The organism is Olsenella sp. An285 (genome assembly GCF_002159625.1).
Classification (GTDB): domain Bacteria; phylum Actinomycetota; class Coriobacteriia; order Coriobacteriales; family Atopobiaceae; genus Thermophilibacter; species Thermophilibacter avicola.
The window spans coordinates 50,145-73,998 of sequence record NZ_NFIZ01000008.1 but is presented as its reverse complement, the minus strand read 5'-3'; the positions used below and the strand labels follow the sequence as shown (position 1 = coordinate 73,998).

The window sequence follows — 23,854 nt, the reverse complement described above, 5'->3', positions numbered from 1 at the left end:
GGTGGGCGCTACGCGCGCCCCCGCTCGCCACCCGCCTTTCGGACGCAGAGCTCGCTCACGAGCACGGCGACGAAGATCGTGCCAAAGCCGAGGGCGATCCTGGGCGTAACGAGCTCGTTGTAGAAGACCACGCTCGCCACGACGGCAAAGACGCTCTCGAGCGAGAGCAGCAGCGACGCCTGGGCGGGGGGCACGTGCGCCTGACCGAGGTTCTGCACGACCATGCACACGCACGACGAGAGCAGCACGAGGTAGCCGAGCGAGAACCACACGTCCGGGGACGAGAAGATCGCGGGGTCGGGCGGCTGCTCGGTGAGAAGCGCCGTGCCCAGGGCTACGACGGCGCTCATGGCGAGCTGCACCACCGTGAGCGTCATGACGTCGTGGGCGGAGGAGAACCGCGCCACGAGCACGATGTGCACCGCAAAGAGCACCGCGGCCACGAGGGTGAGCCAGTCCCCGCCCGTCATGATGAGGGAGAGGTCGTCCCCCAGGGCCACGAGGCCCACGCCCACGATGGCGAGAAACGCGGCCACGAGGTTGTTGGTCGCCGGGCGCCGGCGCGTCACGAGCCAGTTGATGAAGGGCACCATCACGCAGTAGGTGGCGGTGAGGAAGGCGTTTCTGCCCGGCGTGGTGTCGTCGAGCCCGATGTTCTGGACGACGAAGGCCGAGCCCGATGCCACGCCCAGGATGGCGCCCATCACGAGGTGGCTCGCGTCGAGGTTGTCGCGCAGCGTGCGCCAGAAGAGGGCTCCCACGATGACGGCGGACGCCAGGAAGCGGATGCCCATGAGCCATGCGGGGGGTATGACATCCAGGGTGTCCTTCATCACCACGAAGGAGCCGCCCCAGATGGCGGCGCAGGCGGCGAGGGAGACCTTCCAGACCCACGTGGGGACGGGACGGCGCGCGGCCCGCGCGTTCTTCTCGCCCTTGACAGTTTGCTCAGGTCCATCTGTCAACTTGACAGTTTGCTCAGGGCCATCTGTCAACCCAGGGCCATCTGTCAACCCACGGGCGTCCTTCTCTGTTGCGTTGTTCCCGGTCATGTCCCCTCTTTCCGTCACGGGGCGCGATTATAGCAGGCCTCTCGCGGCACCCAGGCACACGACCGCCCGAAAAACGCCTCCGTCGGGACTCATGCGCGGCCCGTTTTGCCGTAAACTAAACGATGGCCGGCCTCTGGCCGCCGCATGGCTCTGACCGGTCCGACGTGACCGGTTCGTTCGCGCCGGAGCATGGCCCGGCAGGAGATTCAGGAGAGGAGCATTACATGCAGTATTCCGCAGAAGTCGAGAATATGTGCCCTGTCGCCAAGGGCGCATATCACGGCCCCGCGCCCATCCCCGAGGAGGGCAAGTGGGTTCAGGCCAAGGAGATCAAGGACATCTCCGGCCTCACGCACGGCGTGGGCTGGTGCGCGCCCCAGCAGGGTGCCTGCAAGCTCACCCTCAACGTCAAGGAGGGCGTCATCGAGGAGTGCCTCGTCGAGACCCTCGGCTGCTCGGGCATGACCCACTCCGCGGCCATGGCCTCCGAGATCCTTCCGGGCAAGACCATCCTCGAGGCCCTGAACACCGACCTCGTCTGCGACGCCATCAACGTCGCGATGCGTGAGCTCTTCCTCCAGATCGTCTACGGCCGCAGCCAGACCGCCTTCTCCGAGGACGGCCTGCCCGTCGGCGCCTCCCTCGACGACCTTGGCAAGGGCCTCCGCTCCCAGGTGGGCACCATGTTCGGCACCAAGCTCAAGGGCGCCCGCTACCTCGAGCTCGCCCAGGGCTACGTCACCCGCATGGCGCTCAACGACAAGGACGAGATCATCGCCTTCGAGTTCCTGAACCTCGGCAAGTTCACCGACGCCCTCAAGAACGGCAAGTCTCCTGAGGACGCCATCGCCGGCGCCATGGGCCACTACGGCCAGTGGGACAACGCCGCCAAGTACATCGACCCGCGCACCGACGAGGAGACCCACACCGTCGCGTCCGTGTTCCCGGTTCACGAGTAGAAAGGGAGGGAAGACCAAATGGCAGTTTCGTTTGAGGGCTATGAGCGCCGCATCGACAAGATCAACAAGGTGCTCGCTGAGAACGGCATCTCCTCCCTCGAGGAGGCCGAGCAGATCTGCCTCGACAAGGGCGTCAACCCGCGCGAGATCGTCGAGGGCGTCCAGTCCATCGCGTTCGAGAACGCCAAGTGGGCCTACGTCTGCGGCTGCGCCATCGCCATCAAGAAGGGCGCCAAGAGCGCCTCTGAGGCCGCGGCCATGATCGGCGAGGGCCTCCAGGCCTTCTGCGTCCCCGGCTCCGTGGCCGAGGATCGCAAGGTCGGCAAGGGCCACGGCGACCTGGGCGCCATGCTCCTCGGTGACGACACCGAGTGCTTCGCGTTCCTGGCCGGCCACGAGTCCTTCGCCGCCGCCGAGGGCGCCATCGGCATCGCGCTCAACGCCAACAAGGCCCGCAAGAAGCCGCTGCGCGTCATCCTGAACGGCCTTGGCAAGGACGCCGCCCAGATCATCGCCCGCATCAACGGCTTCACCTACGTGAAGACCCAGTTCGACTACTTCACCAGCGAGCTCAAGGTCGTGGAGACCATCCCGTACTCCGACGGCCCGCGTGCCGCCGTCAACTGCTACGGCGCCGACGACGTCCGCGAGGGCGTTGCCATCATGTGGCACGAGAACGTCGACATCTCCATCACCGGCAACTCCACCAACCCCACGCGCTTCCAGCACCCCGTCGCTGGCACCTACTTCAAGGAGCGCGTGCTCGCCGGCAAGAAGTACTTCTCCGTGGCCTCTGGCGGCGGCACCGGCCGCACGCTGCACCCGGACAACATGGCTGCCGGCCCCGCCTCCTACGGCATGACCGACACCATGGGCCGCATGCACTCCAGCGCCCAGTTCGCCGGCTCCTCCTCGGTGCCCGCGCACGTCGACATGATGGGCCTCATCGGCATGGGCAACAACCCCATGGTCGGTGCGACCGTCGCCTGCGCCGTCGCCGTGAACGCCGCTCTCAACGAGTAGCGTGACAAAAGGGACAGGGTAGTTTGTCACATTCGGGCCGTCACCCTCGGGTGGCGGCCCTTCTTCGTGGCGGGCGTGACAAAAGGGACAGGGTAGTTCGTCACGATTCCGTCCCTCGCTCCCCCGCCCCTGTAACGCGATGGACCGTGCCTCGCCCCACGCCCGTCATTCGCTCGATTCTCCGTATCGAGAAGCCAGTTCTTCTCAGCAGGCGAAGCGCGTCGTCCCTCTGCTCTCGTGGCAGGTTGCCCACCTCGCTCGCCTTGCCCAAGCCCGCACCCCTCAGGATGTCGTTTGCGATACCCAGCAGCTCCCCCTCGTCATCGCATCGGCGGGTCATGGGAAGACCCGGCTCGGCGTCATCCTCGCAGAGCCTCCGGAAGCCCTCCGCTCCCTGGACGATGTCGAGCACTGTTTCCGTCCTTGACAGCACCACCGCCCCCGGCCTCCCCACGTATTCACCGAAGCTGCTCCACGCGTAGTCCCCCGCCCTGCAGATGCCCGCGCGCTCCGGGTTGAGGTGGACGTAGCGAACGACCGCCAGAAGGTAGCGGTCGCTCTCTATGGGCTCGCTGAAGAACCGTTCCTGGAACACGTGGCCGGCATGACCAGACCTCGAGTTGAAATATGCCGCGTAGCGCGTCAGAAGCGAGTGCATGAGCTCGCTGAGGCAATCGGTGCAATCCTCGAGAACGAGGTGCACGTGGTTGTCCATGAGGCACCACGCGATGACGCTCACTCCCGTCGCGCCCGCGCGCTCCCCGAGCAGACGGAGGAACCTCGTTCAATCTGCATCGCTCTCGAAGATGATCTGACGCCCGTTCCCCCTTGCCACGACGTGGTAGTAGCCGGACTCCGACTTGGCTCTCGCTGCGCGCAATGCTGGCCCCCTCTCCCGCTGGTAGGGATCCGGGCCGGAGCCTGTTGGACTACGCCCCTGACCCGGCGTCCGCTGGTCGACACCCGTTGAGAAATCATTCCCCTTTTGTAGATGATATATTCGTTTTTCTTTTGTGTTTTAGTTTTTTGCTTTGTATTCTACGTGGCAGTTTTGTGCCAGCGTACTGTCAGGTTCCTGTCACAGGCGTGACAGATAACCCAGCGTGACAAACAGCCCTGTCCCTTTTGTCACAACACTGGCACACGTACCATTGGGCAACCAAACGGGACGTCATAGCATTCAGGTATCGCTACCCGAACAATCCAGGAGGCTGCCATGAAGGTCACCAAGGGCGGTACCGTATCCAAGCTGCTCGCGGGCGTGGAGATTCCCGAGATGTTCCATGCGCGTCAGACGTTCCCGCGCGAGAGCATCTCTGCCGAGGAGATCCCGGGCGTCGTCGAGGCGCAGATCGCGCAGCCGCAGTTCTCCGAGAAGATCAAGCCGGGCATGAGCATCGCCATCACCGCCGGCAGCCGCGGCATCCGCAACGTCGACGTCATCACCAAGGCCGTGGTCGACGCCGTCAGGAGGCGCGGGGCCAGCCCCTTCGTCGTCCCCGCCATGGGAAGCCACGGCGGCGCCACCGCCGAGGGCCAGAAGGAGATGCTCGCGAGCTTTGGCATCACCGAGGAGGCCATGGGCTGCCCCATCAAGAGCTCGATGGAGGTCGTCGAGCTCGGCACCTCGAGCCTGGGCAAGCGCGTGGTTCTCGACAAGAACGCGTACGAGTCCGACGGCATCATCGTCTCCTGCCGCCTGAAGCCGCACAACGCCTTCCGCGGCACGCACGAGTCCGGCCCGTGCAAGATGATGACCGTCGGCCTGGGCAAGCAGGTGGGCGCGCAGACCGTCCACTCCGACGGCATGGGCAAGATCGGCCAGAACATCCCCACCATGGCCGAAGTGGTGCTCGAGAAGGCACCGATCCTCTTTGCCATCCCCTGCATCGAGAACGCCTATGACGAGACGGCGATGATCGAGGCCATCCTCCCCGAGAACATCCTCGAGCGCGAGGCCGAGCTCCTGGAGATCGCCAAGTCCAACATGCCGTCGCTCATCGTGGGCGAGGGCGACGTCCTCGTGGTGGACGAGATCGGCAAAAACTACTCCGGCACCGGCGTCGACCCCAACATCACCGGCACGTTCTCCACCGAGTACGCGCACGGCGGCATCCAGGTGCAGCGCACCGCGTTCCTGAACCTCTCCGAGATCTCCCACGGCAACGCGCTGGGCGTGGGCCTGGCGAGCGCCATCACCTCCAAGATCTTCGACGTGATGGACATCGAGGCCATGTACCCCAACTGCCTCACCTCCACCGTCCTCAAGAGCGCGTGCATCCCCTGCGTCGTGGCCACCGACAAGGAGGCCATCCAGCTCTGCATCCGCACCTGCAACGGCATCGAGGGAAAGCCCGTGCGCATGGTGCGCATCGCCAACAGCCTGCACATCGGCCAGATCATGCTTTCGGCCGCGTACTACGAGGACGTCAAGGCCGGCAAGTACCCCGGCGTGGAGGCGCTCGACGAGCCCGCGCCGCTCGAGTTTGACGAGCGGGACAACGTGGTGACGCCCGTCACGATCTAGCGCTCGGGGCACCCTCATCGCACGACATCGCGGGGCGCGTCTGGCAGCAGGCCGGGCGCGCCCCGTTCTTGACAGTTGACAGTTTGCTCGACAGTTTGCTCAGGTCAAACTGTCACCGTACGAGCTGAAAGGGTTGACAGTTTGACCTGAACAGATTGTCAATGTGCGCCGTGATATCGATTTCGGCGAGCGGTATTGTGGCGCACGGGGGTTGTGGTAGAGTACCCGCTGACTGAAATTCACCCCGGGAGCTGGGAGGATTGAAGACATGGACGCCACCGACCTCGACCTCGCCCGTGCCCTGCTCATCGCTAACAGGGACGCCACGCTCGTTGCCGTGCGCGGAGACGAGATTCACGTCTGTCACGAGCGCGGAGTGAAGCCCCTCCTCAAGATGATCAAGGAGGGCCGCAGCCTCCGCGGCTTCGCGGTCGCCGACAAGGTCGTGGGCAAGGCGCCGGCGCTCCTCTACGCCGTGCTCGGACCCGAGGCCGTCTTCTCCCCCGTCATGTCCTGGACCGGGCGCGCCGTTCTTCTCGCCTCTGGCATCGCCACGAGCTACGACACGCTCGTCCGCCACATCCAGAACAGGGCCAAGACCGGCCAGTGCCCCATGGACTCCTCCGTCACCAACGTCTGGGAGCCCTACGAGGCCGTGGGCGTCCTGATGGACCGCGCGCAGCAGATGGCACTCGGCGTCTAGCACGTGCGCCTCGCCGCACCCGAATCGTCCAGAATCACCCAATAAGAGCTTCTGCCAGAAAACGCCGCCCGGCTTCGCGGTCGCGTTTTCTGGCAGAAGCTCTTTCTCGGCATGCCGGCCGTCAGCTGGGTTGACAGTTTGACCTGAGCAATCTGTCATGTCGGCCGGGTTGACAGTTTGACCTGAGCAATCTGTCATGTCGGCCGGGTTGACAGTTTGACCTGAGCAATCTGTCAAACGAGGTTGAGGCACGGAGGGCCCGCATCGCCGGAGCAAGCCGAAATCGGGCATACTTAACAGCAGGCAAAGAAGCGAGAAGGGCGTGACATGGGTAGATCTGGCGGAGGCGGTGGAGGCTTCTCGGGCGGCGGCCGCAGCGGCGGGTTCTCCGGCGGCGGCAGGCGCTCGGGCGGCTTCTCGGGCGGCGGGCGTCCCAGTGGCGGACGTTCCGGCGGCCTTTTTGGGGGCTTTGGCGGCAGACCTGCCGGCAGGCCCGCAGGCGGCCCTCCCCCGGGAGGCGGTTTCGCCCCTCCGCGCCCGCACGTGCACGTCCCCTTCTTCGGAGGGTTCGGGGGCTTCGGCGGCTTTGGACGTCCCGTCGCCGCTGGCCCGGGCTACGCGGGCGGCAGCGGCTGCGGGTGCGGCGGGTGCCTCGGCGGCCTTATGGCCATCGTCGTGGTGGCGCTCATCTTCGCGCTGCTCTCCACCTCGCTCAGCACCTGCAGCGGTCCGGCGTACGGCGACACGGCCTACGTCACCTCGGGCACCCAGAGCTCGGACACCGTTCGCGAGAAGCTCCCCGCCGACGCGGTGACCAAGACGGACTACTACACGGACGCCGACGGCGACTGGATTCACGACGCGGGCAGGCTCACCCAGGGCCTCGAGGAGTTCTATGACAAGACGGGCGTCCAGCCCTATGTCTACATCCTGCCCAACGGCGAGTCCACCTCAACCACCGAGCTCACCGCCCTCGCCGAGCGCCTCTATCCCGAGCTCTTCACGGACGAGGGGCACTTCCTCCTGGTCTTCTGCGATGACGGCAACGGCACGTTCAACTGCGGCTACACCGTGGGCACCGCCGCCTCCGCCGTCATGGACTCCGAGGCTGTGAGCATCCTCGCGGACGAGCTCGACTATGCCTACAACAATGCCGACACCGACGAGGAGGTCTTCTCCGACGCCTTCTCCGAGACCGCGGGGCGCATCATGGCCGCGGCCGAGGACGAGCAGCGCGGGCAGACGACCATGCTCGTCGTGGGAGGAGTGGTCCTCGTCATAGCCGTGGGCGGCGCCATCGCCTACGTCGTCAAGCGCCGCAAGGCCAAGCAGGACGAGGAGCGGCAGAGGATGGAGGACATCCTCAACACCCCGCTCGAGAAGTTCGGGGACAAGGACGTGGAAGACCTCGCAGGCAAGTACGAGGACAAGGACTAGAAAGGGATCTGACATGGGAATTCTTGACCGCTTCACCACCATCGTGAAGGCCAACATCAACGAGCTCCTCGAGAAGGCCGAGGACCCGGCGAAGATGGTCGACCAGTACCTCGTGGACCTCACGGAGTCGCTCGCCGAGGTCAAGCGCGAGACCGCCGGCGTCATGGCCGAGGAGGCCCGCACCAAGCGCGCAGCCGACGCCAACGCCGAGGAGGTCTCCCGCATGGAGGACCTCGCCAAGAAGGCGCTCCAGGCCGGCAACGAGGGCGACGCCCGCATCTTCCTGGCCAAGAAGCAGAAGCTCGAGACCACCGGCGCCGAGCTCACCAAGGCCGCCGACTCCGCCAAGGCCAACGCCGACAAGATGCGCCAGATGCACGACAAGCTCGTGAGCGACATCGAGGACCTCAAGAGCCGTCGCGAGACGATCAAGGCCAAGATGGCCGTCGCCAAGACGCAGGAGAAGGTCGCCGGCTTCACCTCCGGCGCCGACAAGGCCGAGAACGCCATCGAGGCGTTCAACCGCATGGAGGAGAAGGCGGACCGCATGCTCGACACCGCCGACGCCATGGCCGAGCTCTCCACCGAGCCCGTCGACGACGCCGAGACGCTTGCCGAGAAGTACTCCGGCGCCGCCAACAGCGCCGCCGTCGACGACGAGCTCGCCCGCCTCAAGGCCGAGATGGGCCTGTAGGGCACTCACAGCCTCCGTCACTGCGAGCGGGTCGGGCGCATGCCCGGCCCGCTCTTGCACAAAAGGGGACGTGCCTGAAACGTGCAATTTTTAGCACGTTTCAGGCACGTCCCCTTTTGTGCAAGAAGCTAGGCAGAGAGGGCGGTCCAGAGGGCGATGAGGGCCACGATCACAAAGCCGAGAAACACGACGTAGATGCAGCCCACCGTGAGACCGGCCCTGAGGGCGCCGAGCGCCATCCAGAGGCGCTCCTTGGTGGTGAGCTCCACGCGCGGCCGGAGCGGCGGGCGCGGCTCGGCCTCGGGCCGCCTCTGAGGGGCGTGCCCCAGGAGCGACGGCCGCTCCACCGCCGACATGTCGGCGATGACGCGGCCGTCGTCCTCGAAGTCGTCCGTATGGCGCCTCGCTGCCACGGCTCCCCTACTCGTCGTAGAGGTGGCAGGAGACAAAGTGGCCCGGCTCCAGCTCCTTCTGCTCGGGCGCGATCTCCTTGCAGCAGTCCTTGGCAAACGGGCAGCGGGTGTGGAACTTGCAGCCCTTGGGCGGGTTCGCCGGCGAGGGGATGGAGCCCTCGAGCACGATGCGGTTCTGCTTGGCCTTGGGATCCGGGATGGGAATGGCCGAGAAGAGCGCCTTGGTGTAGGGGTGCAGCGGGTTCCTGAAGATGTCCTCGGTCATGCCGTACTCGACCATGCCGCCGAGGTACATGACGCCCACCGCGTCGGAGATGTGCTCGACGACGGAGAGGTCGTGGCTGATGAAGAGGTACGTGAGCCCGCGCTCCTCCTGCAGGTCGTGCAGGAGGTTGATGATCTGCGCCTGGATGGACACGTCGAGGGCGGAGACCGGCTCGTCGCAGACGATGAACTCGGGGTTCAGCGCGAGGGCGCGCGCGATGCAGATGCGCTGGCGCTGGCCGCCGGAGAACTCGTGCGGGTAGCGCATCTTGTGGTACGGCTGCAGGCCGCACTCCTCCATGACGCGGTCGATGTAGTCGTCGAACTCATCCTTGGGCACGAGGTTGTGCTCGCGCACGGCCTCGCCCACGATCTCGGAGATCGGGAGGCGCGGGGACAGGCTCGAGTACGGGTCCTGGAAGATGATCTGCATCTTGGTGCGCGCGTCGTGGAGCTCCTTGGCGTTGAGGCTGTAGACCTCGCGGCCGTTGAAGAGCACCTCGCCGCCGGTCTTCTCGCCGGCAAGGCGCAGGATGGTGCGGCCGGTGGTGGACTTGCCGCAGCCGGACTCGCCCACGAGGCCCATGGTGTGGCCGCGGCGCAGCTTGAAGGACACGCCGTCGACGGCCTTCACGTAGCCCTGCGTGCGGTTGAACATGCCGCCCTTGATGGGGAAGTACTTCTTGAGGTCGTTGACCTCGAGGATGATGTCCTCGGTGCCGGGGGCCGCGGGGGCCTTGGTGGACGTGACGTCCACAGTCATGTTCGTGGAAGCCATTTACTTGTCCTCCCCCTCGGTGCCGGTGCCGGCGATGAGGTCGTCGAGAACCGCGGCGGTCTCGCTGGCGGCCTCAGCCGTGGCGTTGTCGTAGTAGCGGTAGCAGCTCACCTCGTGCGTGGGCGAGAGGCGAACCATGTGCGGGTACTCGCCGGAGCACGCCTTGACGCAGAGCTCGCAGCGATCCTTGAAGTAGCAGTAGTCGGGCATGTTGACCGGGTTGGGAACCTTGCCCGGGATGGAGTAGAGGCGCTCCACGTGCTTGCCCACGACCGGCTTGGAGGCCATGAGGCCGATGGTGTAGGGGTGCGCGGGGTGGTCGAAGATCTCCTCCGCGGTGCCCTTCTCCACGATGCGGCCGGCGTACATGACCACCACGTAGTCGGCCATCTCGGCCACGACGCCCAGGTCGTGGGTGACGAGGATGATCGAGGAGTTGATCTTGTCCTTGAGCGAGCGGAGAAGGTCGAGGATCTGCGCCTGGATGGTCACGTCGAGGGCCGTGGTGGGCTCGTCGGCGATGATGATGCGCGGGTTGCAGGCGAGCGCGATGGCGATCATGATGCGCTGGCGCATGCCGCCGGAGAGCTCGTGCGGGTACATCCCGTAGACGCCCTCGGAGTTGGCGATGCCCACCGTCTCGATCATCTCGATCGCGCGGGCCTTGATCTGATCGGCGCTCCAGTCCTTGCCGTCGTGGAGGGCGATGACCTCCTCGATCTGCTCGCCCACCTTGAAGACGGGGTTGAGCGAGGTCATGGGCTCCTGGTAGATCATCGAGACCTCGGAGCCGCGGATCTTCTGCATGGCCTCCTCGGGGGCCTTGGTCACGTCGATGGCGTGGTCGCCGAGGTTGAGGCGGATGGAGCCGCCGGTGACCTGGCCCTGCGGGCGCTGCAGGAGCTGGATGAGCGAGAGGCACGTGACGGACTTGCCGCAGCCGGACTCGCCCACGACGCCCACGGTCTTGCCCACGGGCACGTCGTAGGTCACGCCGTCGACGGACTTGACCACGCCGGTGTCGGTGAAGAAGCAGGTGTGCACGTCGTCGAACTCGACGGCATTGGCCGGGTTCTTCATCTCGCACGCGTACTCGGAGGGGTCCACGTTCTTGCGCTTGCGCAGCTTCTCGTAGCCCTCGGTGATCTTGCGGTTCTCCTTGGAGATTCGGCGGGACTCCTTGGCGGAAAGGTAGCCCGCCTCCTTCTTCTTTTCGGATCCAAACATTGGCTACCCCTCCCTAGCGGTTCATCTTCGGGTCGAAGGCGTCACGCAGGCCGTCGCCCACGAAGTTGAAGCCAAGAACCGCGAGCAGCAGGCAGATGCCGGCGGGAATCCAGATGAACCAGTAGTTGGTCATGACGAAGGCGTTGTTGACGTCGGAGATGATGTTGCCCCAGGAGGCAAACGGGAACTTGACGCCCAGGCCGAGGAACGAGAGCGTCGCCTCGGTGATGATCGTGGAGCCCAGGCTCATGGTGCAGGAGACGATGAGCTGCGGCATGACGTTGGGGATGAGGTGACGGATGATGCGGTGCGGGACGGAGATGCCCGTGGCCTCGGTGGCGAGCATGAACTCCTGCTCGCGCAGGGAGAGGATCTGGCCGCGCACCAGGCGCGCGATGGAGGGCCAGGACAGGAAGCCAAGGATGAGCATGAGGTAGATCATGCGGATCCAGGGGTCCAGGCGCATGGCGTCCATCGCCGAGCCGAGGATGATGATGATCGGCATCGAGGGCAGGCAGTAGAAGATGTCGACGATGCGCATGATCAGGTTGTCGACCCAGCCGCCGAAGTAGCCGGAGATGCCGCCCATGATGACGCCCAGGCCCGCGGCGATGAAGACGACGATGAAGCCGATGATGAGCGACACGCGACCGCCGTACATGAGGCGCGTGAGCATGTCCATGCCGTTGCCGTCCGTGCCGAGCCAGTGCTCGAGCGAGGGGCTGGCGTAGCGGTCGTAGACCAGGTTCTCCGTGGTCTCGGTGACGTTGTAGACCTTGGAGTAGGCGTCGTAGGAGATCGAGAAGGTGTGCTCGGCGCCGTCGGCGTCCGTGTAGACGACCTCGGAGGCGTCGGCGTCAACGGCGGTAAGCAGGGCCTCGCGCAGATCGTCGGGGATGACGGTGTTGCCGTCGGAGGCGGAGATGACAAACGGGCTCACCATGGCGACGGTGGCGCCGGAGGCGTCCATGACGTTGCCGGACTCGTCGAAGGTGTAGGAGACGCCGTCGGCCTCGAAGGTGTTGCCGGCGGCCTCGGCCTCGGCGGCCTCCTCGGCGGCATCCTCGGCCTCCTCGGTGCTGTCCACGACCACGGCGCCGGACTCGTCGACCTCCGGCGCGTCAGCGTCGGTATCCCCGGCCGCGGCGGCGTTGGAGATGGCCATGATGGCGGCGATCTGGAAGTCGAAGGAGGGTGCCGTCATGCCGGCGGGCACGCTCACCACGTAGCTGGAGGCGTAGGCCGCGACGGAGCCGCCCGAGGTGAAGGTGTAGAGGTCGGGAGCCGGCTGCTCGATCGTGTAGACCACGCCGTCGCGCTCGAAGGACGTGGCGCCCTCGTTGATGGCGGAGTTGGCGTTGGCCTGGACGAGCGCGCCGAACTCGGCATCGGGCGCCGCGGTGTAGCGGCGTGTGGTGGTCTCGGTGATGCCGGCGTACTGCGTGTTGAGCTTGGTGAGGGTGGAGAAGGTCTGGTCCTGCCCGTAGGGGCTCACGAGGCCGCCCACGAAGGAGAACAGGAACATGGCCACGAGGATGACCAGGCCCACGACGGCCAGGCGGTTGCGGAAGAAGCGCTTGGCGATAAGGGCGCCCGGAGAGAGCACCTTCACGCGACGGTCGTCGTTGAGGGAGTACTGCTGCTGATCGTCGTTCTTCTCGGCGGGCGTGCCGTTCTTGGAATCGCTCATGAGTTACACCCGCCTTCCTAGGAGATGCGAACGCGGGGGTCGACCACCGCGTAGAGGATGTCGGTCAGGAGGTTGGAGAGAAGCGTGATGATGGCGATGAAGGTGAGGAAGAACATCGTGTAGGGGATGTCTCCGGCCGTCATGGCCTGGTAGGACGTGTAGCCCGTGCCCGGGATCATGAAGAGCGTCTCGGTGATGAGGGCGCCCGAGAAGAGGCCGGGGAGAGACCCGCCGATGACGGTCACGAGCGGGATGAGCGTGTTGCGGAAGGCGTGCTTGTAGATGACCTTGTGCTCCGGCAGGCCCTTGGTGCGCGCGGTGCGGATGTAGTCCGCATTGAGCACCTCGAGCATGTTGGTGCGGGTATAGCGCATAAGGGAGCCGATCTGGATCACCGTGAGCGTCACGACGGGCATGACCATGTGGTTCACGATGTCGAGCGCCTGGCCAAGGGCATCGAGCTGCGCATAGTCGCGGCCCATGAGGCCGTAAAGGTCAAACCAGCCAAGGCCAACGGAGAAGACCAGCTTGAGCAGCGTGGCGAAGAAGAACGTGGGCAGGGAGATGCCCGCGAGCGCCACGGCGGAGATGATGTAGTCGGACTTGGAGTACTGGTGCGTGGCGGCCAGGATGCCCAGGGGCACGGCGATGATCGTGGAGAACACGAACGCCAGGCCGCCCATCACGAAGGAGATGCCGATGGTGTTGGTGAACTCGGTGAGCACCGGCACGTTGAACTTCCAGGAGTCACCGAAGTTGCCGGTGAGGAAGTCGCCGAGCCAGGTGATGTAGCCGATGGGCACCGGCAGGTCCAGGCCGTACTGGGCGTTGAGCTGCGCCAGCCACTCCTCGTAGGGCTTGGCGCCGGGCGCCTGGGAGAGCTGCATTGCCATGGTCTCCACGTAGGATGCCGGCAGCGAGCGCATCAGGCCGTAGATGATGAAGGTCACGCAGAACAAGATGATGACCGAGATTCCGATGCGCTTGGCGATATAGGTTCTCACGTCGCAAACGCTCCTCTCACTCATGCCCGCGCGGTCGCGGGAAGAAGAGACCCCTTTTCTGCGCTGGAAGCGCAGACGATCGAACTCCCAGCACGGGAAGGAGGTCTCTCAATCCAACAGGGAAAGCCTCCCCAAGCAACGCGGCGGGGCGCGACGGCTCATCGCCGCCGCGCCCGACGCGATTTAGCTCAGGTTGGAGGACACTACTTGAGCTCGAGCTTCTCGATCTCGTCCTTCCAGGTCCAGTACGGGGTCTGGTCCTGAACGACGGACTCGACGTTCACGCGCTCGCTGGAGACGAGCGTGCACTCGGAGCGCTGGTAGACCGGGAGCTCGACGCCCCAGTCGAGGACGATGTCCATGGCCTCCTTGTAGATGGGCTTGCGGCTCTCGGTGTCGAGGCTCTGGCGGCCAGCCTCGATGAGCTCGTCGAGGTCGGCGTCGTTGATCTGGTAGTAGTTCGTGGAGCCCTGGCTGTGATAGAGCTGGTACATGTCGGGGTCAGCCGTGGACTGCCAGGCGGCGCACCACATCTCGGCGGCGCCGGACTGGTAGGACGCGAAGAGGTCGGCGGAGTTGGCGATGTCGTTCACCGTGAAGGTGATGCCGATGCTCGCGAAGGCGTCCGCGGCCTCCTGCAGGATCATGAAGGTGGGGTGGTCGCCCTGGCCGCCGCCGCCGATGTTGCAGCGGTACTCGAGCTTGGCGCCCGCGGGGGCAGCGGTGACCTTGCCGTCGGCGACGGTGTAGCCCGCGGCCTCGAACCAGGTGAGGGCACCGGCGAGGGCGGCGGCGTGACGGTCGTCGTCGCTCATGTCAGCGGTGTAGAGCTGGTTGCCGGAGGCGTCGGTGGAGTAGCAGACCTCGTAGCCCGGGTCCGTCTCGTTGGGCGAGGCCCAGGAGGAGGTGGAGATCGGGTAGTTGAGGACGGTGGCGGTGTCGCCGTAGTAGGAGGCGACGCCGGAGTCACGGTAGGCGGCGATCACGGTGCAGAGGGCCTTGCGGAGCGCCTTGGAGGCGTCGGAGCCGGCCTCGCCGTTCACGCACACGTTGCCGGCGGCGATGCCGATGTAGCCGTAGCCGCGGAAGTCGTGCAGGAAGGTGGAGAAGACGTCGCCGTTGACGTCATCGTTGCCGTTGATCTCCTTGATCTGGGTCTCGACCTCCATGGAGTAGGACGGCTGGGAGACGTCGAGCGTGCCGGCCTGGACGCCGGTCACCATATCGGCCTCCTGGGTCTCCACGATGTTGAGGTTGGAGACCTTCGGGGCGCCCTTGTAGTAGTCCGGGTTGGCGGACATGAGGACCTGGCCGCCCTCGTAGCTGTCGAACTTGAAGGCGCCGGAGCCCATGGGCTGGCCGTTGAGGCTGCGGGCCTTGGAGAGGTCACCCTTGGTGAAGCCGAAGGAGTTGTTCTCGTAGTCGTAGAGCGACTCGTCGCCGTAGTACTTGTAGGAGCACGGGGCGATGGAGAGCTGGTAGATCATGGTGGCGTCAACACCGTTGGTGGTGACGGTCATGGTGTAGTCGTCAACGCGGACGATGCCGGAGACGTTGGCAGCGGCCTCGCCGGTCTCGACGCCCTGGGTGCCCATGGCGTAGACGTCCTCGGGGATGAGCTCGGAGAGGGCGGTGCCGGCGGTCTCGGCCTCGCAGGCAGAGAAGTTCCAGTCGTAGGCAGCGCCGATGGCCTCGAAGAAGTCGGTGGCGGTGGCGTCAGCGGGCAGGTCGGGGTAGTTCCAGCCGGCGGCGGCGGAGGCGACGTCGGTGGCGCCGTTCTCCATCATGTAGTCGACGATCTCCTGGGCGAACTTGGTGCCGCCGTCGTCGACGGCCGCCCAGAAGGCGTCCTGCTGCTCCTGCGTGAAGTTGGTGAAGTCGGTGTTGTCACGGCCGGCGTTGCCGATGAGGGAGGCAAGCGTAGCCATGCCGGAGCGGTACTCCTGAAGGCCGACGATGTCGTTGGAGTAGATGGTGGCGGAGCCGTCATAGGTGGGGTCGAAGTACGCGTAGAAGGTGAAGATCGCGTCATCGATGGTGACGGGGTTGCCGTCGTGGAACTTGAGGTCGTCGCGCATCTTCACCGTGTAGGTGACGGTGCCGTCGGCGTTCTCCTCCATGGTGATGTCAGCGGGACCGGTGTAGGTGTACTCGGTGCCGTTGTACTCCCTGGTCTCGCCCTCGATGGCGCTGAGGACCGGCTCGGCCATGCGGTCGGTCATGAGCAGCGTGATGTTGTTGAAGCTCACGACGTCCTGGTCAGCCGCGGAAGCGGTGAACAGGGGGCAGAACTTGCCCTCGAGGCCGTTGCCCGCGACGACGAGCGTGCCGGCGTGATCGGAGTCGCCAGAGCCGCCGTTGCCGCCCTGCTCGGTGTTGCCGTTGCACGCGGCGAGCGCGAGGGCGCCCATGGTGGCCGCGGACAGGCCGAGCATCTTCCTTCTAGTAACGAGCATGTTCCCTACCTTTCCTCCCGTAAGTGGGGATGTTGGAGACCGCGCGACGCCGGTCGGCGCCCCGCGGCTGTAAGCACAGCGCCCGATGGATGGGCACAGTACATGCGTAGGGCAGTTTACGTTCTCGAAATCTGAAAACGAGCCACATGCCCTGCGCTTTCACGCAGTGGTTACAAACCAGTTTCCCCTCAACCGGTGAACGGTAGTACTTTACCGGATAAACGGCACATTCCTAAACAACTCGTTGACAAAAACATAACGGAGGTGACACGAGAGAGGTCACCTCCGCTTGGTTTCTGGCGCTGCGCTGCCGCGCCTCTGTCGCGCCTCTGCCGCGCCGCGATCAGGCCCCGCGGCACCGGCGCCAATCGTCCTCGAGGATGGCCATGAGGACGTCGTCGCAGTAGGTGCCGTCGGGCAGGAGGATGGCATCGCGCAGCACCCCCTCGCGGATGAAGCCCGCCTTGGCGTAGACGCGCTCCGCGCGCGGGTTGATTGAGAAGACGTCCAGCTCAAGACGATGGAGGCCCAGCCCCTCGAAGGCGTGGTCGCGCGTGAGGGCGCAGGCCCAGCTGCCCAGGCCGCGGTCGCGGGCGGGCGCGCCAAAGAGCGCTATACGGAAGTTGGCGCTCCTGGCAGCCCAGTCGATCTCGTTGATGACGCTCTCCCCCAGAACCGCACCCTCCGGCGAGAAGATCAGCAGGTCGCGACGGTCCGGATCGTCCACGCAGCGCAGGAAGAAGCTCGTGACCTCGTCCTTCTCGTAATGGTCCCTGCTGCCCGTGAGGAGCGCGCCCTCCGGGTCAAACTGGTCGAAGCCCTCCCAGTACGCCTCCACGTCCTCCGCGCGCGCGAGCCTGAGCGCGTGGCCGTCCTCGCGCTCCCAGCGCACGTCCTCCTTCTCCATGCGACCCTCCGTCTGTAAATTGGGGACAGTCCCCAATTTACACAAACAGCCGGCGTGGGCGCGCCCCCGGCAGCGCGTCGTCACTTTTTGACCCGTGGCACGTTATTTCGATGAGGGGATGCGAAAAACGGAGCTGTGGCACCACGCCGACCGCTCGTCCGACCAGGCGAGAAGAACGCGCAGGCCGCGGGCGTGCCCCGTCCCCCAAAAGCGCAGCGTTTTGGCCCTCAGCACCGACCCAAGGCCGCCTTTGGGCCGTCTCGCGGCCCTAACCGCGCACCCTCTCCCCGCCCTCGGAGTGCCCCAGGTCCGCTTTCCGCAACGCCTCGGCGCAGATTCGTGCCCTGACCCCCAAATCGACAACGCCCGGACCCCTGCGCCGCTTGCGAGACGCGACGGCGCTCCGGCCCACGGAGGCGCTCACGACGACGGCTGCGCCTTGAAGAGCTTCCGTACGTCGGCGCGGGCGCGCCAGACCGTTGCCCAGCACGTCGCAAGCGTCGCACCCGCCGCGAGCGTCATGCACGCCCGAACGTCCAGCACCTCCCCCATCGCGCCTATCACCAGCGCGAGCACGCTGCGCCCCGCCATGACCGCGGCGCCCTCGAAGGCGTTCATGCGGGCGCGAAGCTCGTCTGGGAGGTAGGTCTGCACCGCCGCCTGCCGCAGCGTGGCGCTGTTGATGCCGCAGAAGCCCACCACCGCCCGATTGGCCAGCATGAGCGGGTACGGCAGCCACAGAAGCGCCATGTCCATGAGCTCGTAGAGGTTGTAGACGCCAAAGCAGATGCCAAACTTGCGCTCGTCGGGGACGCGGAGGCGATACTGGACGACGCCGCCCAGGCTGCGCCCGAGAAACTCGGCCACCGAGAAGAGCGCGTAGAGCGCGGGAGAGAGTCCGGCCGCGGTGGAGAAGTACGCCACGAGCAGAGGGGCGTAGCCGCTGGCCACGCCATTGGTCACGGCCTGGTAGACGTACATGCTGGCAAGGCCGCGCTCGCCGCGGAGGTAACGGGCCGCCTCGCGGACGTCCGCCCACCACAGCGCGAGCGACGCGCGCTCGCCGTCCATGCGCCGCTCCTCATGAACGCGGATGCGGCTCTCTATGGCCGCGGCCGCCGCCGAGAGACAGCCCTGCGCCACGAGCACCCAGCCCACGCCCACCGTCTCGTAGAGCACGCCCGCCGCCGGCATCATCACGACGTTCATGACGGGATAGAGCATCGACGAGACCGTGTAGCCGCGCTGCTCCATGCCCGGGGGGATCAGCTTGGGGTACATGGAGTTGTACGCCAGCTCGTCAAACGCCCCAAGGGAGGAGATGACCAGGGAGAAGACGAGGTAGCCCACGTACGAGAAGCTGCAGCTCATCAGATACAGCCCGGCGAGCGCGTAGAGGACGCCGTTCACGCAGTCGCCCGCCACGAGGAAGGGCTTGCGCGGCAGGCGGTCCATCCACGGCGCGACCGCGATCGGCACCACGAAGTACGGAACGAGCTGGATGGCGATGACGAGCGCCGAGGCGAGCGTGGAGCCCGTCTCGTCGAAGACCATGAACGAGAGCGCGAAGCCGCCCGCGATGCTGCCGATCGCCCCGAGCGCGGAGGCCACGGTCACGAGCGTGAAGTCGCGCGTCCAGAGGGTAGTTGCCGCCATGTCTCACCGTCCTTCTCGCCTGTCCTTGTTTTAGTCTGGCAGAGCTATTAACGAGAAGAACCGCAATGTTTTGGGAAATTATCCCATGTGGTTTGAAGGTAAGAACGTCTTACACGAGTTATTTGAGAAAACTAGACCCCACTTGGGTAGAATTTCACTCACGGCTCGGCGGTCGAACCGCGTACCGAGGGCAGCGCCGCTCCTGCGGGAGGAGGTGATGCCGATGGATGTTTCTGAGGTCGTTGCGTTTCTGGAGAGGTGCGTCAACCTCGCCTTGGCGATAGTAAGGTTCGTTCGAGAGGTGCGTAGGAGATCCGATGAAAGCGCGGGCCGCAAGCGCTGAACGCCTGCGGCCCCGTCGTAAGTAACGGCACTGCCTAGGTGTGGCAACGTAGGCGGCCGTCGAGCCTATTGTACCCCTTTCGCACCGTCGTATTCCACGGCGGCGGCAGACCGCGTCGGAAGCCTCAGGGGAAAGTCGCGCTCGAGCTCGAAGGCCGCGCGGTACTGGCGGTTGGCGGTATACCACTCGAGGACCCAGGGCAGGTGGAAGGCCACAAACCCTATGGGCAGCTCCTCCCGGCAGCGCGCGAACGCCACCAGCAGCGCCTCCCCGTACTCCGGACGCCTGAGGTAGTCGGCGTGCTCGAGGCGATAACGCACGAGGTCGCAGAGCTGGAGGACGAGGCCGCCGGCATCCTCCGGCACCCGGTCGAGCGCCGCGAGCGCCTCCTCGGGCAGGCCCAGCCCCTCGCAGCAGACCGCGAGCTTGTGCAGGTCAAGCGGGTCCGGCCGCTCAAGCGCCGAGAAGAACGCGTACGCCTCGTCAAAGCGGCCACACTCGATCTGGGTGGACGCAGCATTGTAGCCGATCGTCCGCAGCAGGTCCTTCTCGCCCAGCGCCCTGGCAAGGCGCGCGGCGGCGGCGTACTCGCGCTCCATGTTCTCGAGGTCCAGCTGGTTGCAGTAGCAGTTGCCCAGGTAGACGCGGGCGCTCACCATCACGTGCGCGCGGCCCTCCGCGGCAGCCTCGTCGTAGGCGCGCCGCAGGAGCTCGATTGCCGGGGCGTAGTTCCTCTCCCCCGTCTTGTAGGCGGAGAAGCCGGCCTCCAGGTAGGTGAGCGCACAGGGGCAGAGGCGCAGGGCGTCATCATAGCGGCCCTCGGCCAGGCGCTGCAGGCCCAGCAGCCGACCGTCCAGAAGGGCCTCGAGCTCCGGGCCCACGGGACGGCGCGGCGCGGCCAGAAGCCCCTCGAGCAGGGCGGCCTCCGCCGCGAGCGGACTTGCGGCGAGCTCCCGCGATCGCGCGGCGAGCTCCTCGCGAAGCCCGGGGAGCGCGGCCTCCTCAACGGAGAGCACGGCGTCGTAGCCGCGGTTCAGCAGGTCGCGCGCCCGGGCGAGAAACGCCTCGTCGTCGTGCCAGTCGACGCCCAGGCGCCTGAGGAGCGCACCTATGATCTCCGGGCTTGGGTCGGCCTCGCCGCGCTCGATCTTGGAGAGGTACGAGACGGCGCAGATGCCGTGCGCCAGGCCCTTGAGGCTCCAGTCGCGCGCGAGGCGCTCCCGCCGGATGAGCGCCCCCGTTCTGTAAATTGGGGACTGTCCCCAATTTACAGATGTGTCCAGGTGGGCTCGCGTCACGTCCGCCCCCTAACAGGGCTGCCAGGTGGTGGCGAGGCAGAGGCGGCGCAGCGCCACGAGCGCCACCACCGCGACCGCCTCGCAGGCGAGAAACGCGAAGTCCGCCGCCGCGGGCGCCGCTCCGGAGAGCACGAGGAACACGACCTCCCCCACCGCCGCCACAAGCGCCAGGGCGGCCGCCACGACGCAGCGCAGCGGCAGCGCGCCCACGGTCTCGTCGCGCACGTACACGCGCACGCGCTCCCCGGCAACGGAGAGGCGGCCCATCCCCCAGAGCACCCACACCATGGCCACGAACTGCAGCATGTAGGGCATCACCACGTAGGGGCAGCCGGAGAGGCCGGCGGGGTTGGCAAGCGAGGCGACGAGCGTCGCCAGGGTCGCCGCGCCGCACGCCGCCCAGAGCGCGCGGAGCAGCCGGCCGCGGTCCTGGCCGTCCGCCAGGCGAACGTGGTCGCCGAGATAGGCCATCTTGCCGTCGTCACCGCGACCGAAGTCCTTGAGGCGCTCGCGCTCCTTCTTTCTCACGTTCTTCTCGCTTCCTCACATAACATGACAAAGGGACTGTCCCTTTGTCACGTTACGCGATGCCGGTGAGGTCGTAGGACTCGAGCCAGGCGGTGGCGCGCTCGCAGATGGCCTTGAGGCAGCCCTCGTCGAAGGGCGAGGTCATGCCCGCGTGGGCCAGAAGGTCCGTGAAGGCGCGCGTGCCGCCCTGGCGCGTGTAGGCCATGTAGTGCTCCCATGCGCCCTTGAAGTCGTCCTGCGACATCGCCCAGAACTCGAGCGCCACCGTCTGCGCGAGGCAGTAGTCGATGTAGTAGAGCGGGTTCTCGTAGATGTGGTGCTGGCGCTGCCAGCCCTCGCCCTCGGCGTAGAAGGGGATGTCGCCGTCGAGGCGCATCCACGGCATGTAGACGCCGAGCAGGCGCTTCCAGGTGGCGTGGCGCTCGGCGGGCGTCATCTCGGGGTGCTCGTAGACCTCGTGCTGGAAGTGGTCGACCATCGTGCCGTACGGGATGAAGGTGATGGCGCCGGCCAGGTGCGCGTAGCGGTACTTGCGCGCGTCGTCACCGAAGAACTCCTCGGCCCACGGCCAGGCCATGAACTCCATGGACATCGAGTGGACCTCGCAGGCCTCCATCGAGGGCATGGAGAGGGTGATGGGCACCACGTGGGTGTTCATGTAGTAGGAGAACGCGTGGCCCGCCTCGTGCGTGACCACCTCGACGTCGCCCTGCGTGCCGTTGAAGTTGGCAAAGATGAAGGGGACGTCGTAGTCCGGGATCTGCGTCATGAAGCCGCCGCCGGCCTTGCCCTCGGTGGAGAGGACGTCCATGAGGTCGCGGTCGAGCATCATGTCAAAGAAGGCACCGGTCTCGGGGCTGAGCGCGCGGTAGAAGGTGCGTCCGGCCTCGAGCACGTCGTCGGCGGTGCCGCACGGCGCGGGGTTGCCGGAGCGGAAGGAGAGCGCCTCGTCGGCAAAGGAGAGCGGGTACTCCACGCCCAGGCGCTCCGCCTGCGCGCGGTAGACCTTGTCCGCCAGCGGCACCACGTAGGTGCGCACGGCCTCGCGGAAGCGCTCCACGTCCTCGCGGCCGTAGGAGAGCCGACCCATGCGGTCGTAGCCGAGCGGCAGGTAGTTCTCGTAGCCGAGCTTCCTGCCCATGGCGTCGCGCACGTGGGTGAGCTCGTCGTAGATGCGGTCGAGGTCGGCCTGGTGCTCCTTGTACCAGGCGCCTTCAGCCTTCCACGCGGCCAGGCGCCGGGCGTCGTCCGCGGACTTCTTGAACGGCATGAGCTGGGAGAGCGTGTAGGTGCCGCCCTCGAAGGGAATCTGCGCGGAGGCGATGAGCTTCACGTACTCCTGCGAAAGGGCGTTCTCGCGCTTCATGTCCTCCACGATCGCGGGGTCGATGGTGCGGCGCTCCTGCTCGGCCTGGGCAAAGAGCAGCTCGCCGTACTTCTCCTCCAGCTGCGCGCGGAAGGGCGTGGAAAGAAGGGCGGCGGTGAAGGCGTCGGAGGCCTGCTGGAGCTCCGGCTGGGCCTCGTCCCAGAACGCGGACTCCGCGTCGTAGAACTCGTCGCGCGTGTCGATGACGTGGCGGATCATGGCGAGCTCGGCGGCCGTCTGCACGTGGCGGTCGAGCTGGTCCTTCTCCAGGAACGCGGCGTCCGCGGCCTCGAGGGTCTCGGCGCCGGCGAGCGCGGCGGCCAGGCGCGCGTACTCGGCCTTCACGGCCTCGAGGTCCGGGCGCTCGTAGGGCATGTCCTTGAACTTGACGGCATCCGTCATGTGGGTCCTCCTCCGCGTGTGCACGGCGACACCGTTATGCGCGCCATGCGTGTGAGTTCGGCTATGATTCGAGAAGGTATTGTACCCGTCAGAGGAGAATTCATGCCCGGCTACGTTCTCAGCTGCTGCTCCACCGCCGACGTCACGCGCGAGTGGCTCGAAAATCGCGACATCGCCTATCTCTACTTCAACTACTTCCTCAACGGCGAGATGTGCAAGGACGACTTTGGCGCCACCAACCCGCCCGCCCAGCTCTACGCCAAGATGCTCGCGGGCGCGGACGCCAAGACCTCGCAGATCAGCGCCGGCGACTACATGGAGCACTTCGAGAAGTACCTCGCGCAGGGCAAGGACGTCCTTCACGTGACGCTCTCGACCGGCATCTCCGGCACGTTCAACTCCGCCTGCGCCGCGCGCGACCAGCTGGCCGAGAAGTACCCCGACCGCAAGATCTACGTCATAGACTCGCTCGCCGCGTCCTCGGGCTTTGGCCTGCTCATGGACAGGCTCGCCGAGCTGCGCGACGGCGGGATGGGCATCGACGAGCTCGCCGCCTGGGCCGAGGACCACAAGCACGAGGTCCAGCACTGGTTCTTCTCGTCCGACCTCACGTTCTTCGTGCGCGGCGGCCGCATCTCCAAGGCCGCGGGCCTCGTGGGCGGCATGCTCAAGATCTGCCCCGTGATGGACGTGGAGCCCGACGGCTCGCTCGCCGTGAAGGAGAAGATCCGCACCAAGGCCAAGGCGATCAACCGCGTGGTGGAGAAGATGGAGGAGCTCGCCGAGGACGGCCTCGACTACTCCGGCACGTGCTACATCAGCCAGTCCGAGTGCCTTGCGGACGCGCAGGAGGTTGCCGCGCGCATCGAGGAGCGCTTCCCCAAGCTCAACGGCAAGGTGGAGATCTTCCCCATCGGCGCCACCATCGGCGTGCACACCGGTCCCGGCACCGTGGCCCTCTTCTTCTGGGGACAGCGTCGCGTCTAGCGAGAAGGACGGCGACTGGCGAGAAGAACGACGAGCCGTCCGCCCGCACTTCTCGGCCCGCGCACCGAGTGCGGGCCGGCGGTCACTCGATGCCCGCACCTGAGCGCAAACGATGGGTGGCGGCCCGCACTCGAGCCGCC

At 66.1% G+C, this 23,854-nt stretch carries 20 protein-coding genes; 7 read left to right on the top strand and 13 right to left on the bottom strand.

Translation table 11 applies throughout. The features are described from left to right. Window positions 1-8: 8 nt before the first annotated feature. On the bottom strand, window positions 9-965 hold the full coding sequence (locus B5F79_RS06775) for a DMT family transporter (protein WP_158094861.1): 957 nt from the start codon (window positions 963-965) through the stop codon (window positions 9-11). Between the two features lie 311 nt (window positions 966-1,276). Here B5F79_RS06775 and B5F79_RS06770 point away from each other — a divergent pair, with 311 nt between their 5' ends. Together B5F79_RS06770 and B5F79_RS06765 are read left to right on the top strand one after the other, a co-directional pair. After that, the gene (locus B5F79_RS06770) at window positions 1,277-2,011 is read left to right on the top strand and encodes an iron-sulfur cluster assembly scaffold protein (protein ID WP_087219247.1); all 735 of its coding nucleotides are present in this window, start codon (window positions 1,277-1,279) and stop codon (window positions 2,009-2,011) included. Between the two features lie 18 nt (window positions 2,012-2,029). Then, complete coding sequence (locus B5F79_RS06765; protein ID WP_087219244.1) at window positions 2,030-3,034, top strand: GGGtGRT protein; 1,005 nt, start codon at window positions 2,030-2,032, stop codon at window positions 3,032-3,034. Window positions 3,035-3,134: 100 nt separating this feature from the next. Here B5F79_RS06765 and B5F79_RS06760 read toward each other — a convergent pair whose 3' ends face one another. Then, a complete protein-coding gene (locus B5F79_RS06760; protein WP_275083903.1) occupies window positions 3,135-3,803 on the bottom strand; it encodes a transposase in 669 nt (222 codons plus the stop codon). A 447-nt stretch (window positions 3,804-4,250) separates the two neighbouring features. Between B5F79_RS06760 and B5F79_RS06755 the strand changes: the two genes are divergently transcribed. The 4 genes from B5F79_RS06755 (at window position 4,251) to B5F79_RS06740 (ending at window position 8,395) form a co-directional block, all read left to right on the top strand. Beyond that, window positions 4,251-5,561 (top strand): lactate racemase domain-containing protein, encoded by a 1,311-nt coding sequence (locus tag B5F79_RS06755; protein ID WP_087219241.1) that lies wholly within the window; start codon window positions 4,251-4,253, stop codon window positions 5,559-5,561. 268 nt (window positions 5,562-5,829) lie between these two features. Beyond that, window positions 5,830-6,264 carry a DUF1893 domain-containing protein gene (locus B5F79_RS06750; RefSeq protein ID WP_087219238.1) on the top strand — a complete coding sequence of 145 codons (435 nt, stop codon included), beginning with the start codon at window positions 5,830-5,832 and terminating at the stop codon, window positions 6,262-6,264. Between the two features lie 327 nt (window positions 6,265-6,591). Continuing rightward, entirely contained in the window at window positions 6,592-7,701 is a 1,110-nt protein-coding gene (locus B5F79_RS06745) for a hypothetical protein (protein WP_143786264.1), read from the top strand. 13 nt (window positions 7,702-7,714) lie between these two features. Continuing rightward, the gene (locus B5F79_RS06740; protein ID WP_087219233.1) at window positions 7,715-8,395 is read left to right on the top strand and encodes a PspA/IM30 family protein; all 681 of its coding nucleotides are present in this window, start codon (window positions 7,715-7,717) and stop codon (window positions 8,393-8,395) included. A gap of 128 nt (window positions 8,396-8,523) precedes the next feature. Here B5F79_RS06740 and B5F79_RS06735 read toward each other — a convergent pair whose 3' ends face one another. The 11 genes from B5F79_RS06735 to B5F79_RS06685 form a co-directional block, all read right to left on the bottom strand. Continuing rightward, a complete protein-coding gene (locus B5F79_RS06735; protein ID WP_087219230.1) occupies window positions 8,524-8,808 on the bottom strand; it encodes a hypothetical protein in 285 nt (94 codons plus the stop codon). A gap of 7 nt (window positions 8,809-8,815) precedes the next feature. Continuing rightward, window positions 8,816-9,850 (bottom strand): ABC transporter ATP-binding protein, encoded by a 1,035-nt coding sequence (locus tag B5F79_RS06730; RefSeq protein WP_206391066.1) that lies wholly within the window; start codon window positions 9,848-9,850, stop codon window positions 8,816-8,818. Then, window positions 9,851-11,077 (bottom strand): ABC transporter ATP-binding protein, encoded by a 1,227-nt coding sequence (locus tag B5F79_RS06725; protein ID WP_087219227.1) that lies wholly within the window; start codon window positions 11,075-11,077, stop codon window positions 9,851-9,853. A gap of 13 nt (window positions 11,078-11,090) precedes the next feature. Continuing rightward, entirely contained in the window at window positions 11,091-12,767 is a 1,677-nt protein-coding gene (locus tag B5F79_RS06720; protein ID WP_087219224.1) for an ABC transporter permease, read from the bottom strand. Window positions 12,768-12,784: 17 nt separating this feature from the next. Continuing rightward, window positions 12,785-13,771: an ABC transporter permease gene (locus B5F79_RS06715; RefSeq protein ID WP_087219358.1), complete on the bottom strand. Its 987-nt coding sequence runs from the start codon at window positions 13,769-13,771 to the stop codon at window positions 12,785-12,787. A gap of 203 nt (window positions 13,772-13,974) precedes the next feature. After that, window positions 13,975-16,227, bottom strand: coding sequence for an ABC transporter substrate-binding protein (locus tag B5F79_RS06710; RefSeq protein WP_087219221.1), 2,253 nt, complete (start codon window positions 16,225-16,227; stop codon window positions 13,975-13,977). A 343-nt stretch (window positions 16,228-16,570) separates the two neighbouring features. Then, window positions 16,571-17,134, bottom strand: coding sequence for a GNAT family N-acetyltransferase (locus B5F79_RS06705; protein ID WP_087219218.1), 564 nt, complete (start codon window positions 17,132-17,134; stop codon window positions 16,571-16,573). Between the two features lie 420 nt (window positions 17,135-17,554). Continuing rightward, on the bottom strand, window positions 17,555-18,790 hold the full coding sequence (locus B5F79_RS06700; RefSeq protein ID WP_087219215.1) for an MFS transporter: 1,236 nt from the start codon (window positions 18,788-18,790) through the stop codon (window positions 17,555-17,557). Window positions 18,791-19,198: 408 nt separating this feature from the next. Then, window positions 19,199-20,431: a helix-turn-helix domain-containing protein gene (locus B5F79_RS06695; RefSeq protein ID WP_087219211.1), complete on the bottom strand. Its 1,233-nt coding sequence runs from the start codon at window positions 20,429-20,431 to the stop codon at window positions 19,199-19,201. 9 nt (window positions 20,432-20,440) lie between these two features. Continuing rightward, complete coding sequence (locus B5F79_RS06690; protein ID WP_087219208.1) at window positions 20,441-20,959, bottom strand: hypothetical protein; 519 nt, start codon at window positions 20,957-20,959, stop codon at window positions 20,441-20,443. A 52-nt stretch (window positions 20,960-21,011) separates the two neighbouring features. Then, window positions 21,012-22,727, bottom strand: a complete 1,716-nt coding sequence (locus B5F79_RS06685) for a M3 family oligoendopeptidase (RefSeq protein ID WP_087219205.1) — start codon at window positions 22,725-22,727, stop codon at window positions 21,012-21,014. A 102-nt stretch (window positions 22,728-22,829) separates the two neighbouring features. On the opposite strand from B5F79_RS06685, the gene B5F79_RS06680 reads away from it, so the two are divergent. Continuing rightward, window positions 22,830-23,714, top strand: coding sequence for a DegV family protein (locus B5F79_RS06680; RefSeq protein WP_087219202.1), 885 nt, complete (start codon window positions 22,830-22,832; stop codon window positions 23,712-23,714). The last annotated feature ends 140 nt before the right edge of the window (window positions 23,715-23,854 follow it).

Bases quoted from the DNA above. Each gene is read 5' to 3' on its own strand.
- B5F79_RS06705 (WP_087219218.1), bottom strand. From the start codon at position 17,134: ATGGAGAAGGAGGACGTGCGCTGGGAGCGCGAGGACGGCCACGCGCTC.
- B5F79_RS06730 (WP_206391066.1), bottom strand. From the start codon at position 9,850: ATGGCTTCCACGAACATGACTGTGGACGTCACGTCCACCAAGGCCCCC.
- B5F79_RS06745 (WP_143786264.1), top strand. From the start codon at position 6,592: ATGGGTAGATCTGGCGGAGGCGGTGGAGGCTTCTCGGGCGGCGGCCGC.
- B5F79_RS06720 (WP_087219224.1), bottom strand. From the start codon at position 12,767: ATGAGCGATTCCAAGAACGGCACGCCCGCCGAGAAGAACGACGATCAG.
- B5F79_RS06755 (WP_087219241.1), top strand. From the start codon at position 4,251: ATGAAGGTCACCAAGGGCGGTACCGTATCCAAGCTGCTCGCGGGCGTG.
- B5F79_RS06770 (WP_087219247.1), top strand. From the start codon at position 1,277: ATGCAGTATTCCGCAGAAGTCGAGAATATGTGCCCTGTCGCCAAGGGC.
- B5F79_RS06725 (WP_087219227.1), bottom strand. From the start codon at position 11,077: ATGTTTGGATCCGAAAAGAAGAAGGAGGCGGGCTACCTTTCCGCCAAG.
- B5F79_RS06740 (WP_087219233.1), top strand. From the start codon at position 7,715: ATGGGAATTCTTGACCGCTTCACCACCATCGTGAAGGCCAACATCAAC.
- B5F79_RS06680 (WP_087219202.1), top strand. From the start codon at position 22,830: ATGCCCGGCTACGTTCTCAGCTGCTGCTCCACCGCCGACGTCACGCGC.
- B5F79_RS06765 (WP_087219244.1), top strand. From the start codon at position 2,030: ATGGCAGTTTCGTTTGAGGGCTATGAGCGCCGCATCGACAAGATCAAC.
- B5F79_RS06685 (WP_087219205.1), bottom strand. From the start codon at position 22,727: ATGACGGATGCCGTCAAGTTCAAGGACATGCCCTACGAGCGCCCGGAC.
- B5F79_RS06700 (WP_087219215.1), bottom strand. From the start codon at position 18,790: ATGGCGGCAACTACCCTCTGGACGCGCGACTTCACGCTCGTGACCGTG.
- B5F79_RS06710 (WP_087219221.1), bottom strand. From the start codon at position 16,227: ATGCTCGTTACTAGAAGGAAGATGCTCGGCCTGTCCGCGGCCACCATG.
- B5F79_RS06750 (WP_087219238.1), top strand. From the start codon at position 5,830: ATGGACGCCACCGACCTCGACCTCGCCCGTGCCCTGCTCATCGCTAAC.